The organism is Mycolicibacter algericus DSM 45454 (assembly GCF_002086455.1).
Taxonomy (GTDB): Bacteria; Actinomycetota; Actinomycetes; order Mycobacteriales; family Mycobacteriaceae; genus Mycobacterium; species Mycobacterium algericum.
Window position 1 is genome coordinate 36,881 of sequence record NZ_MVHC01000016.1, and the last position, 15,739, is coordinate 52,619.

Sequence of the window (15,739 nt, forward strand, 5' to 3'; positions counted from 1 at the left end):
GCCGGGAGATACGTTTGCGGGCGTGGCTGATCCCCAGATCGACGAATTGCTCGACGGGCTCGACGGTGTGGCACGAGCCGAACGCGCCGAACTGATCGAATGGCTGCTGGGGCAGGGCATCACCGCCGAGGAGATCCGTGTCTCCGCGTCGCCGATGCTGTTGGCGTCGCGGCGACTGATCGGTGACGACGGCAGCTACGTCTCGGCGCGTGACATCAGCGAATCCGCCGGAGTGGACCTCGAGCTGCTGCAGCGCCTGCAGCGCGCGGTCGGGCTGCCCTGGGTGGACGACGCCGATGCGGCGGTGCAGATGCGCGCCGACGGCAACATCGCGGTGCACGCGCGCCGATTCATCGAGGCCGGGATCGGTGTTGAGCACGCCCTGCAGACGCTGCGGGTGCTGGCCGACGGGCTGGCGCATGCCATCGACCCGATGCGTGCGGCGATGCTGGCGGCCATCGTGGAGCCGGGCGCCACCGAGCTGCAGATCGCGCAACGTTCCCAGGAGTTGGTGGGCCGGTTGGCGCCGCTGCTGGGCCCGTTCGTGCAGGACATGTTGCTGATGCAGCTGCGCCATCAGTTCGACACCGACGCCGTCAACGCCGGGGAGCGCGCCGCGGGCGCACCCTTGCCCGGGGCGCGGCACATCACCGTCGCGTTCGCCGACCTGGTGGGCTTCACCCGGCTCGGCGAGATGGTCCCGCCCGAGGAGCTGGTCCAGCTCGCCGAGCGCCTCACCGGGCTGGCGCGCGAGATCGCCGTTCCGCCGGTGCGGTTCATCAAGACCATCGGCGACGCGGTGATGTTCGTCTGCCCGGAGCCGGCGCCGTTGATCGATGCGGTGCTGCGGCTGGTCGAAGCGGCCGCGGCCGATGAGAGCCTGCCGCGGCTGCGCGCCGGGATCGCCGCGGGGGAGGCGGTGAGCCGGGTCGGGGACTGGTTCGGCAGCCCGGTGAACCTGGCCAGCCGGGTAACCGGGGTGGCGCGGCCGGGGTCGGTGCTGGTCGCAGGGCCGGTGCAGGCCGAGCTCGCCGAGGACGACGCGTTCCGCTGGTCGTTCGCGGGTGCGCGGCATCTCAAGGGCATCAAGGGCGAGGTGAGTGTGTTCCGGGTCCGGCGTGCTCAGGCGACCTGAGGTGGGCACTTGCTCCAGGCCCGGGTCGTCACATCTGTCACAGCCGGGAGTGGGCACGATAATTGCCCGCCTCTCAGCGACAACGCCCGCAATTTGTCGCTATGAGCCGGGCACCTGACGACATGGTCCCAATGGGCGACAGGGCAATGGGGCGACGGGCCGGCGCGATGCGGGCTGCGTGACCAAAGCCGACCGGCCGGTGACCAACGGCCCCTGTCGCGGCTGCACCCGGCCTGGGAGCCTGGAGGTCAACGGAGCTGTTGGAGGTGGCTGATGCCGGACACGATGGTCGATCTCGAGGTTCTCACCGAAGCGGTGCGGCTGGCGTGCCGGGCGCCGTCGCTGCACAACAGCCAGCCGTGGCGTTGGGTTGCCGAGCGCGGCCGACTGGAGCTGTTCTTGGAACCGTCCCGGGCGGTGCACGGCGATCGGTCGGCGCGCGAGGCGTTGATCAGCTGCGGTGCGGTGCTCGACCACCTGCGGGTGGCGATGGCCGCCGCCGGGTTCGCGGCTGAGGTGCAGCGGTTCCCGGATGCGCAGCAACCGGACCACCTGGCCTCGATCGAGTTCACTCCCGGCGGGCGCGTCAGCGATATGCAGCGCTATCGGGCCAACGCGATCCTGCTACGGCGCACTGATCGGCTGCCGTTTATGGCGCCGAGCAACTGGGAGCCGTTCGAGGCGGTGCTGCGTGACAGTGTCGACGATCCGGTGCGGCTGTGCGTGCTCGGCGACGACGTGCGCCCCAAGCTGGCCGAGGTGTCCCAGCTCTCCGAGGCGCTGCGCATGTACGACGCGGCGTATCACGCCGAAATCAACTGGTGGACGGCGCCGTTCGAGGTCCGGGATGGGATTCCGCAGAGCGCGCTGGTGTCGGCCGCCGAAAGCGACCGGGTCGACATCGGACGCGCCTTCCCGGTCACCCGGAATCGGGAGCGTCGTGTTGAGGTCGGCGATGACCACGCGAAGATCGTGCTGTTGTCGACGGCCACCGACAATCCGTCCGACACGCTGGCCTGCGGCGAGGCGCTCTCGGCGGTGCTGCTGGAATGCACGATGGCCGGCTTGGCCACCTGCCCGGTGACGCATGTGACCGAGGTGCCGGCCGGGCGGGCCATGCTGGCCGGGGTGGCCGGTCGCGATGACCTCCCGCAGGTCTTGATCCGGATCGGCGGCGCACCGGCGCTGGAGAAGGCGCCGGAGCCGACACCGCGACGTGCACTCGTCGAGGTGCTGCACGTCAAGGTCTGATCTCCGGAGACATGGGGCAGGCCCGGTTTGACACGGTGGGGCGTCTACACTTCCTGCGCGGCTGGATGTCACCCACGAGTCCAGCTCTTCGGATCGTCATTACCGGGCCTGCTTCGCGCTCGAATCTACGCCGGTGACCACTGGTCAGCAATGGGGGATCTGACCCGAATCCTCAACCGCCCTCGGTCATCGCCCAGTACGCCCCGCGGCGGGCCAGCAGCTCCGCATGCGTGCCCTGTTCGACGATCCGGCCAGCCTGCATCACCAGGATCACATCGGCGTCGCGGATCGTGGAGAGCCGGTGGGCGATGATGAAACTCGTGCGGTCCCGGCGTAGTTCGCGCATCGCCCGCTGGATCAGCAGTTCGGTGCGGGTGTCCACCGAGCTGGTCGCCTCGTCGAGGATCAGCAGTTGCGGGCGGGCCAGAAACGCCCGGGCGATGGTGATCAGCTGTTTCTCACCGGCGCTGATGCCGGCGCCGTCGTCGCTGACCCGAGTGGCATAGCCCTTCGGCAGGGTGCGCACAAAGGCGTCGACGTGGGCGGCGCGCGCGGCCGCGAGCACCTCGTCCTCGGTGGCGTCGGGGCGGCCGTAGCCGATGTTGTCGGCGATGGTGCCGGTGAACAGCCAGGTGTCCTGCAGCACCATGCCGATCGCCGAGCGCAGTGAGCTGCGATCCACGCCGGCGATGTCCACCCCGTCGATCAGGATCTGGCCGCGGTCGACATCGTAGAAGCGCATCAGCAGGTTGACCAGGGTGGTCTTGCCGGCTCCGGTCGGCCCGACGATCGCCACCGTGCTACCCGGCTCGATACTCAGTGACAGCTCTTCGATCACCGGAACGCCGGGCCGGTAGCCGAAGCCGACGTCACGGAACTCCACCCGCCCACCGGAACCGTTGAGCGACAACGGCGCCGACGTGTTGATGCGGCGGTCCCAGCTTCCCCTCTCCTCCGTCGAGCCTCGCTGAACCGCCGAGGACGCGGCCTCTTCGGGTTCGTCGAGGAACGCGAACACCCGCTCGGCGCTGGCCGCCCCGGACAGCAGCGTGTTGTACATGCCCGCCAGGTTGCCCAGCGGCTGGTTGAACTGGCGCACGTAGGCGATGAACGCCTGGATGCTGCCCAGGCTGATCTGGCCGGTGGCCACCTGAACGCCGCCGATCACCGCGACCGCGACGTAGCCGAGGTTGCCGACCAGCCCGGTGGCCGGCGCCACCAGACCGGAGAAGAACTGGGCGCCGAACCCGGCCCGATACAACTCGTCGTTGTGCTCATCGAAGCGCTGCTGCGCCCAGTCGCGGTGGCCGAACGTGCGCACCAGCGTGAAGCCGCTGTACGTCTCCTCCAGGTGGGCGCCCAGCCGCCCGGTGGCGGCCCACTGCGCGGCGAACAGTCGTTGCGAGCGCCGGGTGATCGCCCGCACCGCCAGCAGCGACACCGGCACCCCGACCAAGGTGACCGCGGCCAGCAGTGGCGAGATGGACACCATCATCGCCAGCACCACCAGCACGGTCAGCACCGAGCTGAACAGTTGACTGACGGTCATCGACACCGAGGTGGCGGTGTTGTCGACGTCGTTGGTGACCCGGCTGAGCAGCTCACCGCGACGAGAAGTGTCGAAATAGCGCAACGGCAGTCGGTGGATCTTGTCCTCGACGTCGCGGCGCAACGCGCGCAGCGTGCGCTGCAGGATGACGTTGAGCAGCCGGGCCTGGGCCCAGATCATCACCGCGCCAACCAGATACAGTCCCATCGCCAGTGCCAGGGTGCGTGCCACCGCGGCGAAGTCGACGCCGGCGCCGGGCACCACGTTCATCCCGGACAGCATGTCGGCGTAGGTGCCGTTGTCGGCGGCGCGAGCGGCCTCGACGGCCTGCTGCTTGGTCATGTCCGCGGGCAGACTGCGGCCGATCACCCCGTTGAAGATTAGGTCGGTGGCGTGCCCGAGGATCCGCGGTCCGGCCACCCCGATCGCGATACCGGCCAGCGACAAACCGATCACCGCGGCGATCAACCGGCGCTGCGGGCCCATCCGGCGCACCAGCCGCAGCGCGGTCACCGAGAAATCGGCGGCCCGCGCGGCCGGATCGATCACCGGGGGAGTCACGCCGGCTCACCCGCCAGTGACTGGGATTCGGCGAGCTCGACGTAGGCCGGGCACTCGGCCAGCAGCTGCTGGTGGGTTCCGGCCCCGACGACCCGCCCGTCGTCGACGACGATCACCTGATCGGCGCGGGTGACCGTCGAGATCCGTTGCGCCACGATGATCACCGTCGCCGCGGCAGCCACCTCACCGAGGGCGGCGCGCACCGCGGCATCGGTGCGGGTGTCCAGCGCGGAGAACGCGTCGTCGAACAGATAAATCGAGGGCCGGCGGATCACCGCCCGGGCGATCGCCAGCCGTTGCCGCTGCCCCCCGGACAGGTTGATGCCGCCCTGGGCCACCGGCATCGCCAGGCCGTCGCGGTGGGCGGCCACGAAGTCAGCAGCGGCAGCCACCCGCAACGCCTCCCACAGCTGCTCGTCGCTGATCTCGGCGCCGGCCGGGGCGCCGTAGCGCAGGTTGTCGGCGACGGTGCCGGAGAACAGGTAGCCGCGCTGGGGCACCAGCCCGATGCCCGACCACAACTGTTCGGGGTCGCGGTCGCGCACGTCCACGCCGTCGATGAGCACCGCGCCCTCGGTGACGTCGCGCAGCCGGCAGAGCAGCGACACCAGCGTGGATTTCCCCGACCCGGTGGAGCCGACGATCGCGGTGGTGGTCCCGGGCGACGCATCAAACGACACGTCGCGCAGCACCGCCCGGTCGGCGCCGGGATAGGCGAAACCCACCCCGGAAAGCCGGACCTCGCCGGTGGTGACGGCCGGTGTCACCGGGTGCGCCGGCGGGCCGATCGTCGGCTCGGTGGACAGCACCTCGGTGATCCGCTCGGCGCACACCGAGGCCCGCGGCAGGATCGCCACCACCATGGTGGCCATCAGCACCGCCATCAGGATCTGCATGAAATAGGACAGGAAGGCGATCAGCGAGCCGACCTGCATGTGCCCAGCGTCGATGCGCAGCCCGCCGAACCAGATCAGCGCGACGCTGGAGGCGTTGATGATCAGCGTGGTGGCCGGCAGCATCAGCGCCTGCAGGTTGCCGACGGCCAGCGAGGTGTCCGACAGGGCGTGGTTGGCGGCCGCGAACCGGTCCTGCTCGTGGGCTTCGCGGGCGAACGCCCGGATCACCCGGATCCCGGTGAGCTGGTCGCGCAGCACCCGGTTGATGTTGTCGATCAGCATCTGCATGCGACGAAACAGCGGCAGCATCCGCACCACGATCGCGTAGTTGGCGCCGGCCAGCACCGGCACGGCCACCGCCAGCAGCCAGGCCAGCCCGGCGTCTTGGTGCAGCGCCATCGCCACCCCGCCGATGCTCATGATCGGCGCGGCGACCAGCACGGTCACGCTCAACTGCACCACCAGCTGGATCTGGCGGACGTCGTTGGTGGTGCGGGTCAACAGTGTCGGCGTGCCGAACCGGGTGGTCTCGCGTTCGGAGAACCCGATGACCCGGGTGAACACCGCGCGGCGCAGGTCGCGGCCGAAGCCGGTGCCGGTGCGCGCACCGAAGTAGACCGCCGCCACCGCGCACAGCACCTGCAGGCCGGTGACCGCCAGCATCACCGCGCCCAGCCGGGTGATGACGGCGGTGTCGCCGCGCACCACCCCGTCGTCGATGATCGAGGCGTTGACGGTCGGCAGGTACAGCGACGCCAGACTGCTGATCAGCTGCAGCGTCATCACCGCCGCGACCGGCCACCGGTACGGCGTGATATAGCAGCGCAGCAGCGCCAGAAGCATGGGGTTACTGTCGCACACCGCGGTGCACCGGCCGCGGCAGCGACGATCGCGCGGCGACACAAACCGACTGGTCACCCGGTGTGTCGTGGTTGGTGGCCGGTGGTGCCGCTACAGTGCATCGTGTGCGGCTCAAACTGACGGTCCCGGCCTTGGCGGTCGCTACCGTGATCCCGATGCTCGCCGGGTGTTCCGACTCCGGCTCGACCGAAGCCTCCTCCGGCGAGTCGCCGGCGTCGAACTCCGATCAGAGCACCCACGGGCCGTTGTTCCCGCAGTGCGGGGGCGTCAGCGACGAGACCGTCACCAACCTGACCCGGGTGTCCGGGCTGGTGAACACCGCGCAGAACTCGGCGGGCTGCCAGTGGCTGGCCCGCGGCGGCATCATGGGCCCGCACTTCTCCTTCTCCTGGTATCGCGGCAGCCCGATCGGGCGGGAACGCAAGACCGAGGAGGTGTCGCGCACGTCGGTGGAGGACATCAACATCGACGGCCACAGCGGTTTCATCGCGATCGGCACCGCGCCGACGATGGGCGACAACCTGTGTGAGATCGGGATTCAGTTCAAGGACGACTTCATCGAGTGGTCGGTCAGTTTCGCCCAGAAACCGTTCCCGGACCCGTGCGACGTCGCCAAGGAACTGACCCGCCAGTCGATTGCGAACGCCAAATGAGCCGCCGGATCCTGACCGTTTTTGCCGTGCTCGCGCTGCTGATCGCGCCGACGGGCTGCTCCCGTGAGGTGGGCGGCACCGCGGTCAAGGCCGGCGCCGGTGACACCCAGCGCAACAACAACTCCGAACGGCAGTACCCCAACCTGCTCAAGGAGTGCGAGGTGCTGACCACCGACATCCTGGCCAAGACGGTGGGGGCGGACCCGCTGGACATCCAGAGCACCTTCGTCGGCGCGATCTGCCGTTGGCAGGCGGCCAACCCGGCCGGGCTGATCGACATCACCCGGTTCTGGTTCGAGCAGGGCAGTCTGGACAACGAGCGCAAGGTCGCCGAGTTCTTGCAGTATCAGGTCGAGAACAAGTCGATCGTGGGGGTGCCGTCGATCGTGATGCGCCCGGCTGATCCCAACGGTTCCTGCGGGGTGGCCAGTGACGCTGCCGGCGTGGTCGGCTGGTGGGTGAACCCGCAGGCGCCCGGCATCGACGCGTGCGAGCAGGCGATCAAGCTGATGGAACTGACGCTGCAGACGAATTCGTAGGACGGCTCCGCGCGTGCCATCTTCCCATAGTGGGAATATGGGCTATGGTTGGTTGATGAACGAACTTGCGTTTGTCGAAACCGACAGCCGAAGCCGCGCCGTGCTGCCCGGCCGCCCCAACCAGCGCTATGTGATGCGTGAGAATCCCGATGGCAGCTTGCTATTGCAGCCGGCCCGCGTGGTGACCGACGCTCAACACGAATTTGATACCGATCCCGAACTACGCGACCTGCTGTCCCGGGCTGCGGCGTCTCCGACGGTCCGCCGGACACGCGTTCGCCGGACGTGAGCTTCGACGGTGATTACTCCGAAGTCGCCGATACGCAACTCGACGAACTCGAAAACGGCCCGGATATCGACCTGTACAACAGCGTCCTTGACACCATAGAACTCATCCTCCGACTGCCTGGGCAGGCGCAATCCCTGTCGACGGCGATCACCACGCCCGACGGCATCCGGATGCGGCTACCGGTCATCGGGCACCCGCCATACAAAGTCTTTTGGTCCACCGAAGGGCCCCGCATTGAAGCGATATTCCCGCCCGCATAACGTGCTCGGTGAGCCCATCGGCAACATCGGTGCGGCAGCGCCACGCGAAGCGACGACGATGGTGACGGCGCTGATCTCCTGACGATCGCGACGACGTACCTTCCCCGCGCGAAGCGGGCGGCATCGGCTGTTTCCGTTTGAACTAGATAGTTCAAAGCGGCAGTTTCGGTGTTGCGGGCCAGGACATCTCGCTGACCAGCGAAGTCCGGCCCGACGGCGCGTTGCCGAACGTGCTTGGTGCCCGGGTAAACCTCACTAATTGCTGTGCCGCGAAACTGATCCGCAGCGCCTGCCCGGCGGTGTTGCTTGGCGGCGCTGCGGCTTCCGTAGCGTGCCGTAGCACATATCGCTACGATTGCCGTATGGCCCGGACAATCCCGCAGCGTGAACTGCGCAACGACAACGCCAAGGTGATGGATGCCGTTGTGGGCGGCGCGACGTTCATCGTGACCCGCAACGGCGAACCGGTGGCCGAACTGCGGCCGATACGGGTCACTCGCCGCACGTTCATCCCGCGCGGTGATATCGCCGCGCTGGCGGGCGCGGCGGTGCGTATCGACCACCGCCAGTTCCGCGCCGACCTCGACCGGGCGATTGATCAGCGTGTCTGAGCCGACGTCTGGGCTACTGGACACCTCGGTCGTCATCGACTGGCACGACCCGAAGGTCGTTGTCGCGCTTCCCGACGAGGTCGCGATCTCGGCTATCACCGCAGCGGAGTTGGCCGCCGGCCCGCTGTTGGCTACCAGCGCCGTCGAAGCGGCCAAACGCCAGGCGCGGTTGCAGGAGGTGGAGTCGCACCTGGAGCCCATCCCCTTCGATGCGGCCGCCGCCCGCAGTTACGGGCTTGTCGTTGCCGCGGTGGTGCGCGAAGGCCGAAAGCCACGCAGCAGGTTCGCTGATCTGTTGATCGCGGCGACAGCCCACGCCAACCGACTCGATCTCTACAGTCGCAATGCCCAGGATTTCGCCGGGCTCAGGGACCTGATTCGCGTCGTCGCGGTCTGATCGCTGGTCCGGGGGCCGTCGCCGAAACCCGCCCAGGGGCTTCGCGGCCTGGCTAAACTCAGTCGGGCATGGAGGGGGGATCCACCGTCATCGCGCACGATGAGACCCCAAGGAGTAGGCAGTGAACCGTCACCTTCTTCTCGCCGCGGCAGCCGCGAGCACAGCTGCCATGGGCGTCGTCCTCGCGCCGGTCGTCTCGGCAGGCCCGCCGTACAAGAACTGCTCCGAGGCTCACGCCGACGGCCGGTACAACATCCCGGAAGGTGACGACGCCTACTCGTCGAAGCTTGATCGCGACGGCGACGGCTTGGCCTGCGAACCCAAGCGCTGAGGCCGGGCAGCCGGCCATCCGCCTGTCAGCTCTACCGCGGCACGTGAAACCCGACCAGCGCCGCCGACCGCGGCTCCACGCCGGACCAGCTACCGCCGACGCGTAACACCGCGATGCCCGACGTCGGGAATTTCTCCGAAATCCGTTGGACAACAGCGGCGTCGGTGCCCGCCGCACCCGCGATCCCGAGCGCGACGCTCGACATGGCGGGTTCGTGTCCGATCACCAGCAGGGTGCGCACCTCATCGCCGACGGTGTTGATCGTCGCGATGACGGTGCCGGGCACGGCGTCGTAGAGCTCGTCGAGGTAGCTGACGGGAGCGTTGAGGCCGGTGCGCTCCAGGGTGTTTCGGGTGCGCGTGGCCGTCGAACACAGCACCTGGTCGATCCTCGGCGCGTTGGCCCGCAACCAGTCCCCGGCCAGTGTGGCCTCGCGTATCCCGCGTTTGGCCAACGGCCTGCCATGATCGGCCACCCCGGGCGGATAGTCCGATTTGGCGTGGCGAAGCAAGATCAGCGTGCGCGGTGCGGCGTTCATCCGCCCAAGGTTATGCCAGTTGCGGCCGGTGAGGTGACCGGTGCGACGTCGCCGGCGCCGGTTATCGCGGATGCTCTACCTGTCCCGGGGGCGTGACGGATGTGTCGGGTGTGACGTGCGGGATCGGGCGCGCTGTCGAGATCTCGGACCTGCCGATCAGGGTCCGAGGACTTGTCGGTGGACGGCCATACACTCGCGGTGCCCGGCCCCAGCCGGATGAAAGGACGACCGACATGCGATTCCTGCACACCGCCGACTGGCAGCTCGGTATGACCCGGCACTTTCTGGCCGGTGACGCCCAGCCGCGCTATTCGGCGGCCCGGCGCGACGCGGTGGCCGGCCTCGGCGCGCTCGCCGCGCAGACGGGTGCAGAGTTCGTCGTCGTCGCCGGGGATGTGTTCGACGACAATCAACTCGCCCCGGAGGTCGTCAGTCAGTCGCTGGAAGCCATGCGCACCATCGGGATTCCGGTGTACTTGCTGCCTGGAAACCATGACCCGCTCAACGCCGCATCGGTCTACACCAGCGCGTTGTTCACCGCCGAACGCCCCGACAACGTCGTCGTTCTCGGCACCGCCGGGGCGCATCAGGTGCGTCCCGGGGTCGAGATCGTCGCCGCACCGTGGCCCTCCAAGCGGCCCACCTGCGACCTGGCGGCCGCGGCGGTTCAGGGACTGCTCGCCGACGGCACCACCCGGATCCTGCTCGCCCACGGCGGCGTTGACGTGCTCGACCCCGACCCGACCAATCCGGCGCTGATCCGGCTCGCCGCGCTGGAAGACGCGCTGGACCGCGGCGTGATCCACTACGTCGCCTTGGGGGACAAGCACTCCCGCACCCAGGTCGGCGCCGGCGGCCGGATCTGGTACTCCGGCTCACCGGAAGTCACCAACTATGACGACATCGAACCCGACCCCGGCTACGTGCTGGCCGTCGACATCGACGAGACCAGCGGTGCGGTCAGCGTCGAATCCCACCGTGTGGGCAGGTGGCGGTTCGTCACGCTGCACCGCCAACTGGACACCGGTCGCGACGTCGCCGACCTCGACATCAACCTCGACCAGTTGCCCGACAAGGAGCGCACCGTGGTGCAGTTGGCGTTGACGGGCACGCTCAGCGTCACCGACCGGGCCGCCCTCGACGCCTGCCTGGACCGGTATTCGCGGCTGTTCGCCTGGGCGGGCACCTGGAACCGCCACACCGACCTGGCGGTGGTGCCCGCCGACGGGGAGTTCATCGACCTCGGGCTCGGTGGATTCGCCGCCGACGCGGTCGAGGAACTCATCGCCGCCGCCCGCGCCGGTGACACCGACGGTGCCGATGACGCCCACGCCGCACTGGCACTGTTGCTGCGCCTCGTCGACCGGGGTGCGGCATGAGACTGCACCGGCTGACCCTGACCAACTATCGCGGCGTGGCGCACCGCGAGATCGACTTCCCCGATCACGGTGTGGTGGTGGTCGCCGGCGCCAATGAGATCGGCAAGTCCTCGATGATCGAGGCGCTGGATCTGCTGCTGGAGTCCAAGGACCGCTCCGCCAAGAAGGACGTCAAACAGGTCAAGCCGACCCACGCCGACGTCGGCGCGGAAGTCACCGCCGAAATCAGCACCGGCCCTTACCGTTTCGTCTACCACAAACGCTTCCACAAGGCGCCCCGGACGCAGCTGACCGTGCTGGAGCCCCGTCGTGAACAGCTCACCGGTGACGAGGCCCACGAACGCGTCCGCGCCATGCTGGACGAGACCATGGACACCGGGCTGTGGCAGGCCCAGCGGGTGCTGCAGGCCGCCTCGACGGCCGCGGTGGATCTGTCCGGCTGCGATGCGCTGTCTCGCGCCTTGGATGTCGCCGCCGGTGACACCGCCACTCCCAGTGGTACCGAACCCGTTCTCATCGAACGCATCGATGCCGAGTACGCGCGCTACTTCACCCCCACCGGACGCCCGACGGGGGAGTGGGCCGCTGCGGTGGCCGCGCTGGCGACCGCCGACGCCGAGGTGGCGCGCTGCACCGACTTGGTCGCCGAGGTCGACGACCGGGTGCTTCGCCACACCGAACTCAGCGAGCAGCTGGCCCGGCTGACCGACGACCGAGTAGCGGCAGAGGCTCGGCACAGCGCTGCGAAAGCCGCCGGCGACACCATCGCCGCGCTGCGGGACCAACTGCGCGACGCGCAACTGGTGGCGACCGCGGCCGATGCGACCGGCGCCGCGGCGCAGGCCGCCCACGCCGAGCGGCAACGGCTCTGCGCTGAACTGGAATCCCGGGCGGCCGCGATCGCCCTGCTGGACAGCGAGCTTGCCGAGGCCACCCAAGCCCACGACACTGCCGACACCGAAGCCACCACCGCGGAAGGCGCCGCCACCGAGGCCGAGCGGCTGCTGGCAGCCGCCACCGAACACGCCGAGACCTCCCGGCGGATCATCGACCAACTCGCCGCCCGCGACGAGGCCGACCGGCTGGAAACCCGGTTGGTGCGTATCGATGCCACCGAACACGACCTCGAACAGGCGGTGGCCGAGTTGGCCGCGATCACGGTGACCGAGCCGGTGCTGCGCCAGATCGAGGACGCCGCGGCCGCCCTCGACCGCGCCCAGGCCGCTTTGGCCGCGATCTCGGCGACCCTGGAAGTCACCGCGGCCGCCGACGTCGAACTGCTGATCGGCGGCGAGCACACCTCGTTGGCCGCCGGCCAGAGCTGGTCGGCGCCGGTCGCCGCGGGCGCCGAGGTGGCGGTGCCCGGGTTGTTGAGCGTGCGGGTCAGGCCCGGCGACAGCGCCCGCGAGGCCAGCACCAAACACGCTGCGGCGCAAGAGGAACTGGCTACCGCGCTGGCTGCGGGCGGTGTCGCGGACCTGGCGGCGGCCCGCCGCTGCGATCAGCGGCGCCGCGAGTTGCAGGGCAGCCGTGATCAGCTGGCCGCCACCCTGGTGGCGTTGCGCGGCGACGACGCGGTCGAGGAGCTGCGCACCCGCCTGGCGCAGCTGCGCGGCGAACACGCCGAGGTGGGCGCCGCGATCACACTCGAGGAGGCCCGCGCCGAACGCGACACCGCCGAGGCGCAGCGCACCCGGGCCCACGCCGACTGCGAAACCCTGCGTCGGGGGGGCGGGGGGGGGGGGGCCCCCCCCCCCCCCCCCCCCCCCCCCCCCCCCCCGGGGGGGGGGCCCCCCGGGGTGGGGGCGCCCCCACGCACCGCAGCCGCTACCAGCGTGACGCTGCTGCAGAACAAGGGCGCCACCCAGCGCGCCGAGCTGGAGAGCGTCACCCAGCGCCTCACCGACGAGCGGGCATCGGTCGGCGACGAGGATCTGGCGGGCGCCGCCGAATCCAGCGGCCAGGCGCTGCAGGCCGCGCAGCAGCGCCTCGCCGAGGTGTCCGAGCAGTTGGCCGCCGCCGCACCGGAGCTGGTCGATGCCGAACTGGCCGACGCGGCGCAACAAGTGCAGGCGCTGTCGGACCGGCACACCGAGACCGCCCGCGAACTGCACCAGGTGGAGGTGGAACTCGCCGTCTTCGGTACCGAGGGCCGCAAGGGCCAACTCGATGCCGCCCAGACCGCGCGGGAACACGCTGTGGCCGAACACGATCGGATCGGCCGGCGGGCCCGGGCGGCAGCCCTGTTGCGGTCGACCATGATCCGGCACCGCGACGACACCCGGCTGCGCTACGTCGAACCGTTCCGCGCCGAGATTCAGCGGCTGGGCGTGCACGTGTTCGGCGCGGACTTCGAAGTCGAGGTCGACACCGACCTGAAGATCTGCGCCCGCACCCTCGACGGGCGCACCGTGCCCTACGAGTCGTTGTCGGGTGGGGCCAAGGAACAGCTCGGCATCCTGACCCGGCTCGCGGGCGCGGCGCTGGTCGCCAAGGAGGACAGTGTCCCGGTGGTGATCGACGACGCGCTGGGGTTCACCGACCCGGACCGGCTGGAGAAGATGGGTGCGGTGTTCGACGCCGTCGGCGCCCAAGGCCAGGTGATCGTGTTGACCTGCAGCCCGGACCGCTACCGCAGCGTCAAGGATGCACACCGCATCGACTTGAGTGCCTGAGCATTTCAGCACGCTCTGGCCGCGCCGGTGTTCGCCGGGCGTGCAGTCAGTGCGAAAACTCGCGGGATTGTCGCGCTCAGTACACGTTCGGCGCAGAAGTCCGTATCACTCCTTCATGAACCCGATCGCGGTGTAATCCAGATCCGCCAGGCCCGGCGCCCCGAAGTTCGCCAGCGAACTACGCACCGCCACATTGCCGGTGGTCTGAATCAGCGGCAGGCTGAACCCCTCGGCCCACAACAGCTCGTCGACCTCATTGGCACGAGCGCGGGCCGCCGCCGGATCCAGTGCCTGCAGCGTCTCCTCGATCTTGGCGTCGATGGCCGGGCTGCCGATCTTGCCGAAGTTGGCTTCGCCGTAGGAGGCCGAGATCTGGTTCAACCCGGCCAGCGGGAAAGCGTCGCCGACCCAACTGAACTGGGCGATGTCGAAGTCGCCGACGTTGACGTAGTCGGTGAAGAACCCGCCGCCGGCCTTGGCGTCCAGCTGCAGTTTCACCCCGATCTGGGCCAGATTGTGTTGTGCCACCTGGGCGAACTGCCGGGTGCTCGACGCGTCGTAGAACAGGTGCCGGATCACCAGCGGGCGACCGTCCTTCTCCCGGAATTTCCCATTCAGCTTCCAGCCCAGTTCGTCGAGTTCCCGGGCCGCGCGCTGCGGATCGTAGGCCACCACGCCGGAGTTGTCCTGGTAGCCCTCCTGGCCGGCCACGTAGATGTGATTGTTCAGCGGCACCGGGTCAGACGTCAGGCCCCGCTGGGTCACCTTGGCGATCGTGGTCCGGTCGATGCCGCGCATCACCGCTAGCCGCAACGCCTTGTCGGACAGGATCGCCCCCGGCGCCCCGTTGAAGGTGAAGTGGTTCCACGCCGGGGTCGGTGCACGGCGGATCGCGATGCCCTCGGTGCGCCGGGCGATCGTCAACTGATCCAAAGTGGCCACCCCGGCGGCGTCGATAGTGTGGTTCTGCAGCGCCGGCATCCGCGCGGACTCGTCGAGCACCAGGTAGTTGATGGTGTCCAGCTTCGGCGTGCGGCCCCACCAATCGGGGTTGCGCACCAACGTGATCCGCTGGCTGGTGCGGTCCAGTGTGGCCAGCTTGAACGGCCCGGCCGAGGGCCCGGGGCTTTGTAGTTGCGCCTTGTTGAAGGTCTCCGGGTCGGCGGTCATGCTCTTGGGCAGCAGCATCGAGTTGCCGGCGAACATACCCCGCCATTCCGCGTAGGGCTTGGCGAACCGCACCACGGCCTGCCGGTCGTCGACGCCGCGCGTCACCGAGGCGACTCGTTCGGCGCCGTTGGTGGTGGCGATCGCGTAGCCGGGATCGGCGCCGCTGGTGGCGTGGATCTGGCTGGCGATGTCCTGCCAGGACAGCGGGGTGCCGTCGCTCCAGGTGGCTTTCGGGTTGATGGTGTAGGTGACCACCTGCGGGTTGGTGCCGGTCAGCTCCACGCTGGTGAAGTAGTCGGTGTCCACCGTCGCCGAGCCGTCTGCGCCGATGATGAACGCCCGCGGCATGGTGGCTTTGAGCATGGCCGCGTTCTCAGCCAGGTTGCCGTCGATGTGCAGCGGGTTGAAGTTCGGCGGGAACTGGCTCATCGACAGCCGCAGGCTCCCGCCGTCGCGCAGTGTGGCCGGATCCTGCGGGTTGATGTCGCTGGCGCTGCCCACCGCCGAGACGCCTTCGGGGGCGGTGATATCCACCGCCGCGCATCCGCTGAGGGCCAGGAGCAGCGCTACTGCCGCGTTGACACTGCATCCAGGGCGTGCCCTTCTCGCAAAACCTCGCCATGAGCGCAGCGTCAACGTCATAT

15 protein-coding genes are annotated in these 15,739 nt (G+C 69.2%); 11 read left to right on the top strand and 4 right to left on the bottom strand.

Annotated elements, in window-relative coordinates:
* The first annotated feature begins 22 nt into the window (after positions 1 to 22).
* On the top strand, positions 23 to 1,135 hold the full coding sequence (locus BST10_RS14830; RefSeq protein ID WP_083038616.1) for an adenylate/guanylate cyclase domain-containing protein: 1,113 nt from the start codon (positions 23 to 25) through the stop codon (positions 1,133 to 1,135).
* A 222-nt stretch (positions 1,136 to 1,357) separates the two neighbouring features.
* Positions 1,358 to 2,386 carry an Acg family FMN-binding oxidoreductase gene (locus tag BST10_RS14835; RefSeq protein ID WP_264079495.1) on the top strand — a complete coding sequence of 343 codons (1,029 nt, stop codon included), beginning with the start codon at positions 1,358 to 1,360 and terminating at the stop codon, positions 2,384 to 2,386.
* A gap of 172 nt (positions 2,387 to 2,558) precedes the next feature.
* On the opposite strand, the gene BST10_RS14840 is transcribed toward BST10_RS14835, so the two are convergent.
* Complete coding sequence (locus BST10_RS14840; protein ID WP_083038620.1) at positions 2,559 to 4,496, bottom strand: ABC transporter ATP-binding protein; 1,938 nt, start codon at positions 4,494 to 4,496, stop codon at positions 2,559 to 2,561.
* Positions 4,493 to 6,235: an ABC transporter ATP-binding protein gene (locus tag BST10_RS14845; protein ID WP_083038622.1), complete on the bottom strand. Its 1,743-nt coding sequence runs from the start codon at positions 6,233 to 6,235 to the stop codon at positions 4,493 to 4,495. The genes BST10_RS14840 and BST10_RS14845 overlap by 4 nt, the downstream gene beginning before the upstream one ends.
* A gap of 173 nt (positions 6,236 to 6,408) precedes the next feature.
* On the opposite strand from BST10_RS14845, the gene BST10_RS14850 reads away from it, so the two are divergent.
* The 7 genes from BST10_RS14850 to BST10_RS14880 all read left to right on the top strand — a co-directional run bounded on the left by BST10_RS14850 (position 6,409) and on the right by BST10_RS14880 (position 9,333).
* Positions 6,409 to 6,906 carry a DUF3558 domain-containing protein gene (locus tag BST10_RS14850; RefSeq protein WP_109559532.1) on the top strand — a complete coding sequence of 166 codons (498 nt, stop codon included), beginning with the start codon at positions 6,409 to 6,411 and terminating at the stop codon, positions 6,904 to 6,906.
* Positions 6,903 to 7,445, top strand: coding sequence for a DUF3558 domain-containing protein (locus tag BST10_RS14855; protein ID WP_083038624.1), 543 nt, complete (start codon positions 6,903 to 6,905; stop codon positions 7,443 to 7,445). The genes BST10_RS14850 and BST10_RS14855 overlap by 4 nt, the downstream gene beginning before the upstream one ends.
* Positions 7,446 to 7,500: 55 nt before the next feature.
* Entirely contained in the window at positions 7,501 to 7,734 is a 234-nt protein-coding gene (locus BST10_RS14860; RefSeq protein ID WP_013828181.1) for a hypothetical protein, read from the top strand.
* Positions 7,731 to 7,994 (top strand): hypothetical protein, encoded by a 264-nt coding sequence (locus tag BST10_RS14865; RefSeq protein ID WP_083038626.1) that lies wholly within the window; start codon positions 7,731 to 7,733, stop codon positions 7,992 to 7,994. The genes BST10_RS14860 and BST10_RS14865 overlap by 4 nt, the downstream gene beginning before the upstream one ends.
* 362 nt (positions 7,995 to 8,356) lie before the next feature.
* Positions 8,357 to 8,605, top strand: coding sequence for a type II toxin-antitoxin system Phd/YefM family antitoxin (locus BST10_RS14870; protein ID WP_083038628.1), 249 nt, complete (start codon positions 8,357 to 8,359; stop codon positions 8,603 to 8,605).
* Positions 8,598 to 9,002 carry a type II toxin-antitoxin system VapC family toxin gene (locus BST10_RS14875; RefSeq protein WP_197912079.1) on the top strand — a complete coding sequence of 135 codons (405 nt, stop codon included), beginning with the start codon at positions 8,598 to 8,600 and terminating at the stop codon, positions 9,000 to 9,002. The genes BST10_RS14870 and BST10_RS14875 overlap by 8 nt, the downstream gene beginning before the upstream one ends.
* Before the next feature lie 169 nt (positions 9,003 to 9,171).
* Positions 9,172 to 9,333, top strand: coding sequence for an excalibur calcium-binding domain-containing protein (locus BST10_RS14880; RefSeq protein WP_013828203.1), 162 nt, complete (start codon positions 9,172 to 9,174; stop codon positions 9,331 to 9,333).
* Between the two features lie 31 nt (positions 9,334 to 9,364).
* Here the strand turns inward: BST10_RS14880 and BST10_RS14885 are convergent, their stop codons facing one another.
* A complete protein-coding gene (locus BST10_RS14885; protein WP_083038630.1) occupies positions 9,365 to 9,871 on the bottom strand; it encodes a SixA phosphatase family protein in 507 nt (168 codons plus the stop codon).
* Positions 9,872 to 10,104: 233 nt separating this feature from the next.
* Between BST10_RS14885 and BST10_RS14890 the strand changes: the two genes are divergently transcribed.
* Positions 10,105 to 11,250 carry a metallophosphoesterase family protein gene (locus BST10_RS14890; protein ID WP_083038632.1) on the top strand — a complete coding sequence of 382 codons (1,146 nt, stop codon included), beginning with the start codon at positions 10,105 to 10,107 and terminating at the stop codon, positions 11,248 to 11,250.
* Positions 11,247 to 13,925: an AAA family ATPase gene (locus BST10_RS14895; protein WP_083038633.1), complete on the top strand. Its 2,679-nt coding sequence runs from the start codon at positions 11,247 to 11,249 to the stop codon at positions 13,923 to 13,925. Before BST10_RS14890 ends, BST10_RS14895 begins: the two co-directional genes overlap by 4 nt.
* Before the next feature lie 105 nt (positions 13,926 to 14,030).
* Here BST10_RS14895 and BST10_RS14900 read toward each other — a convergent pair whose 3' ends face one another.
* On the bottom strand, positions 14,031 to 15,737 hold the full coding sequence (locus BST10_RS14900; RefSeq protein ID WP_019737061.1) for an ABC transporter family substrate-binding protein: 1,707 nt from the start codon (positions 15,735 to 15,737) through the stop codon (positions 14,031 to 14,033).
* Between the last annotated feature and the right edge of the window lie 2 nt (positions 15,738 to 15,739).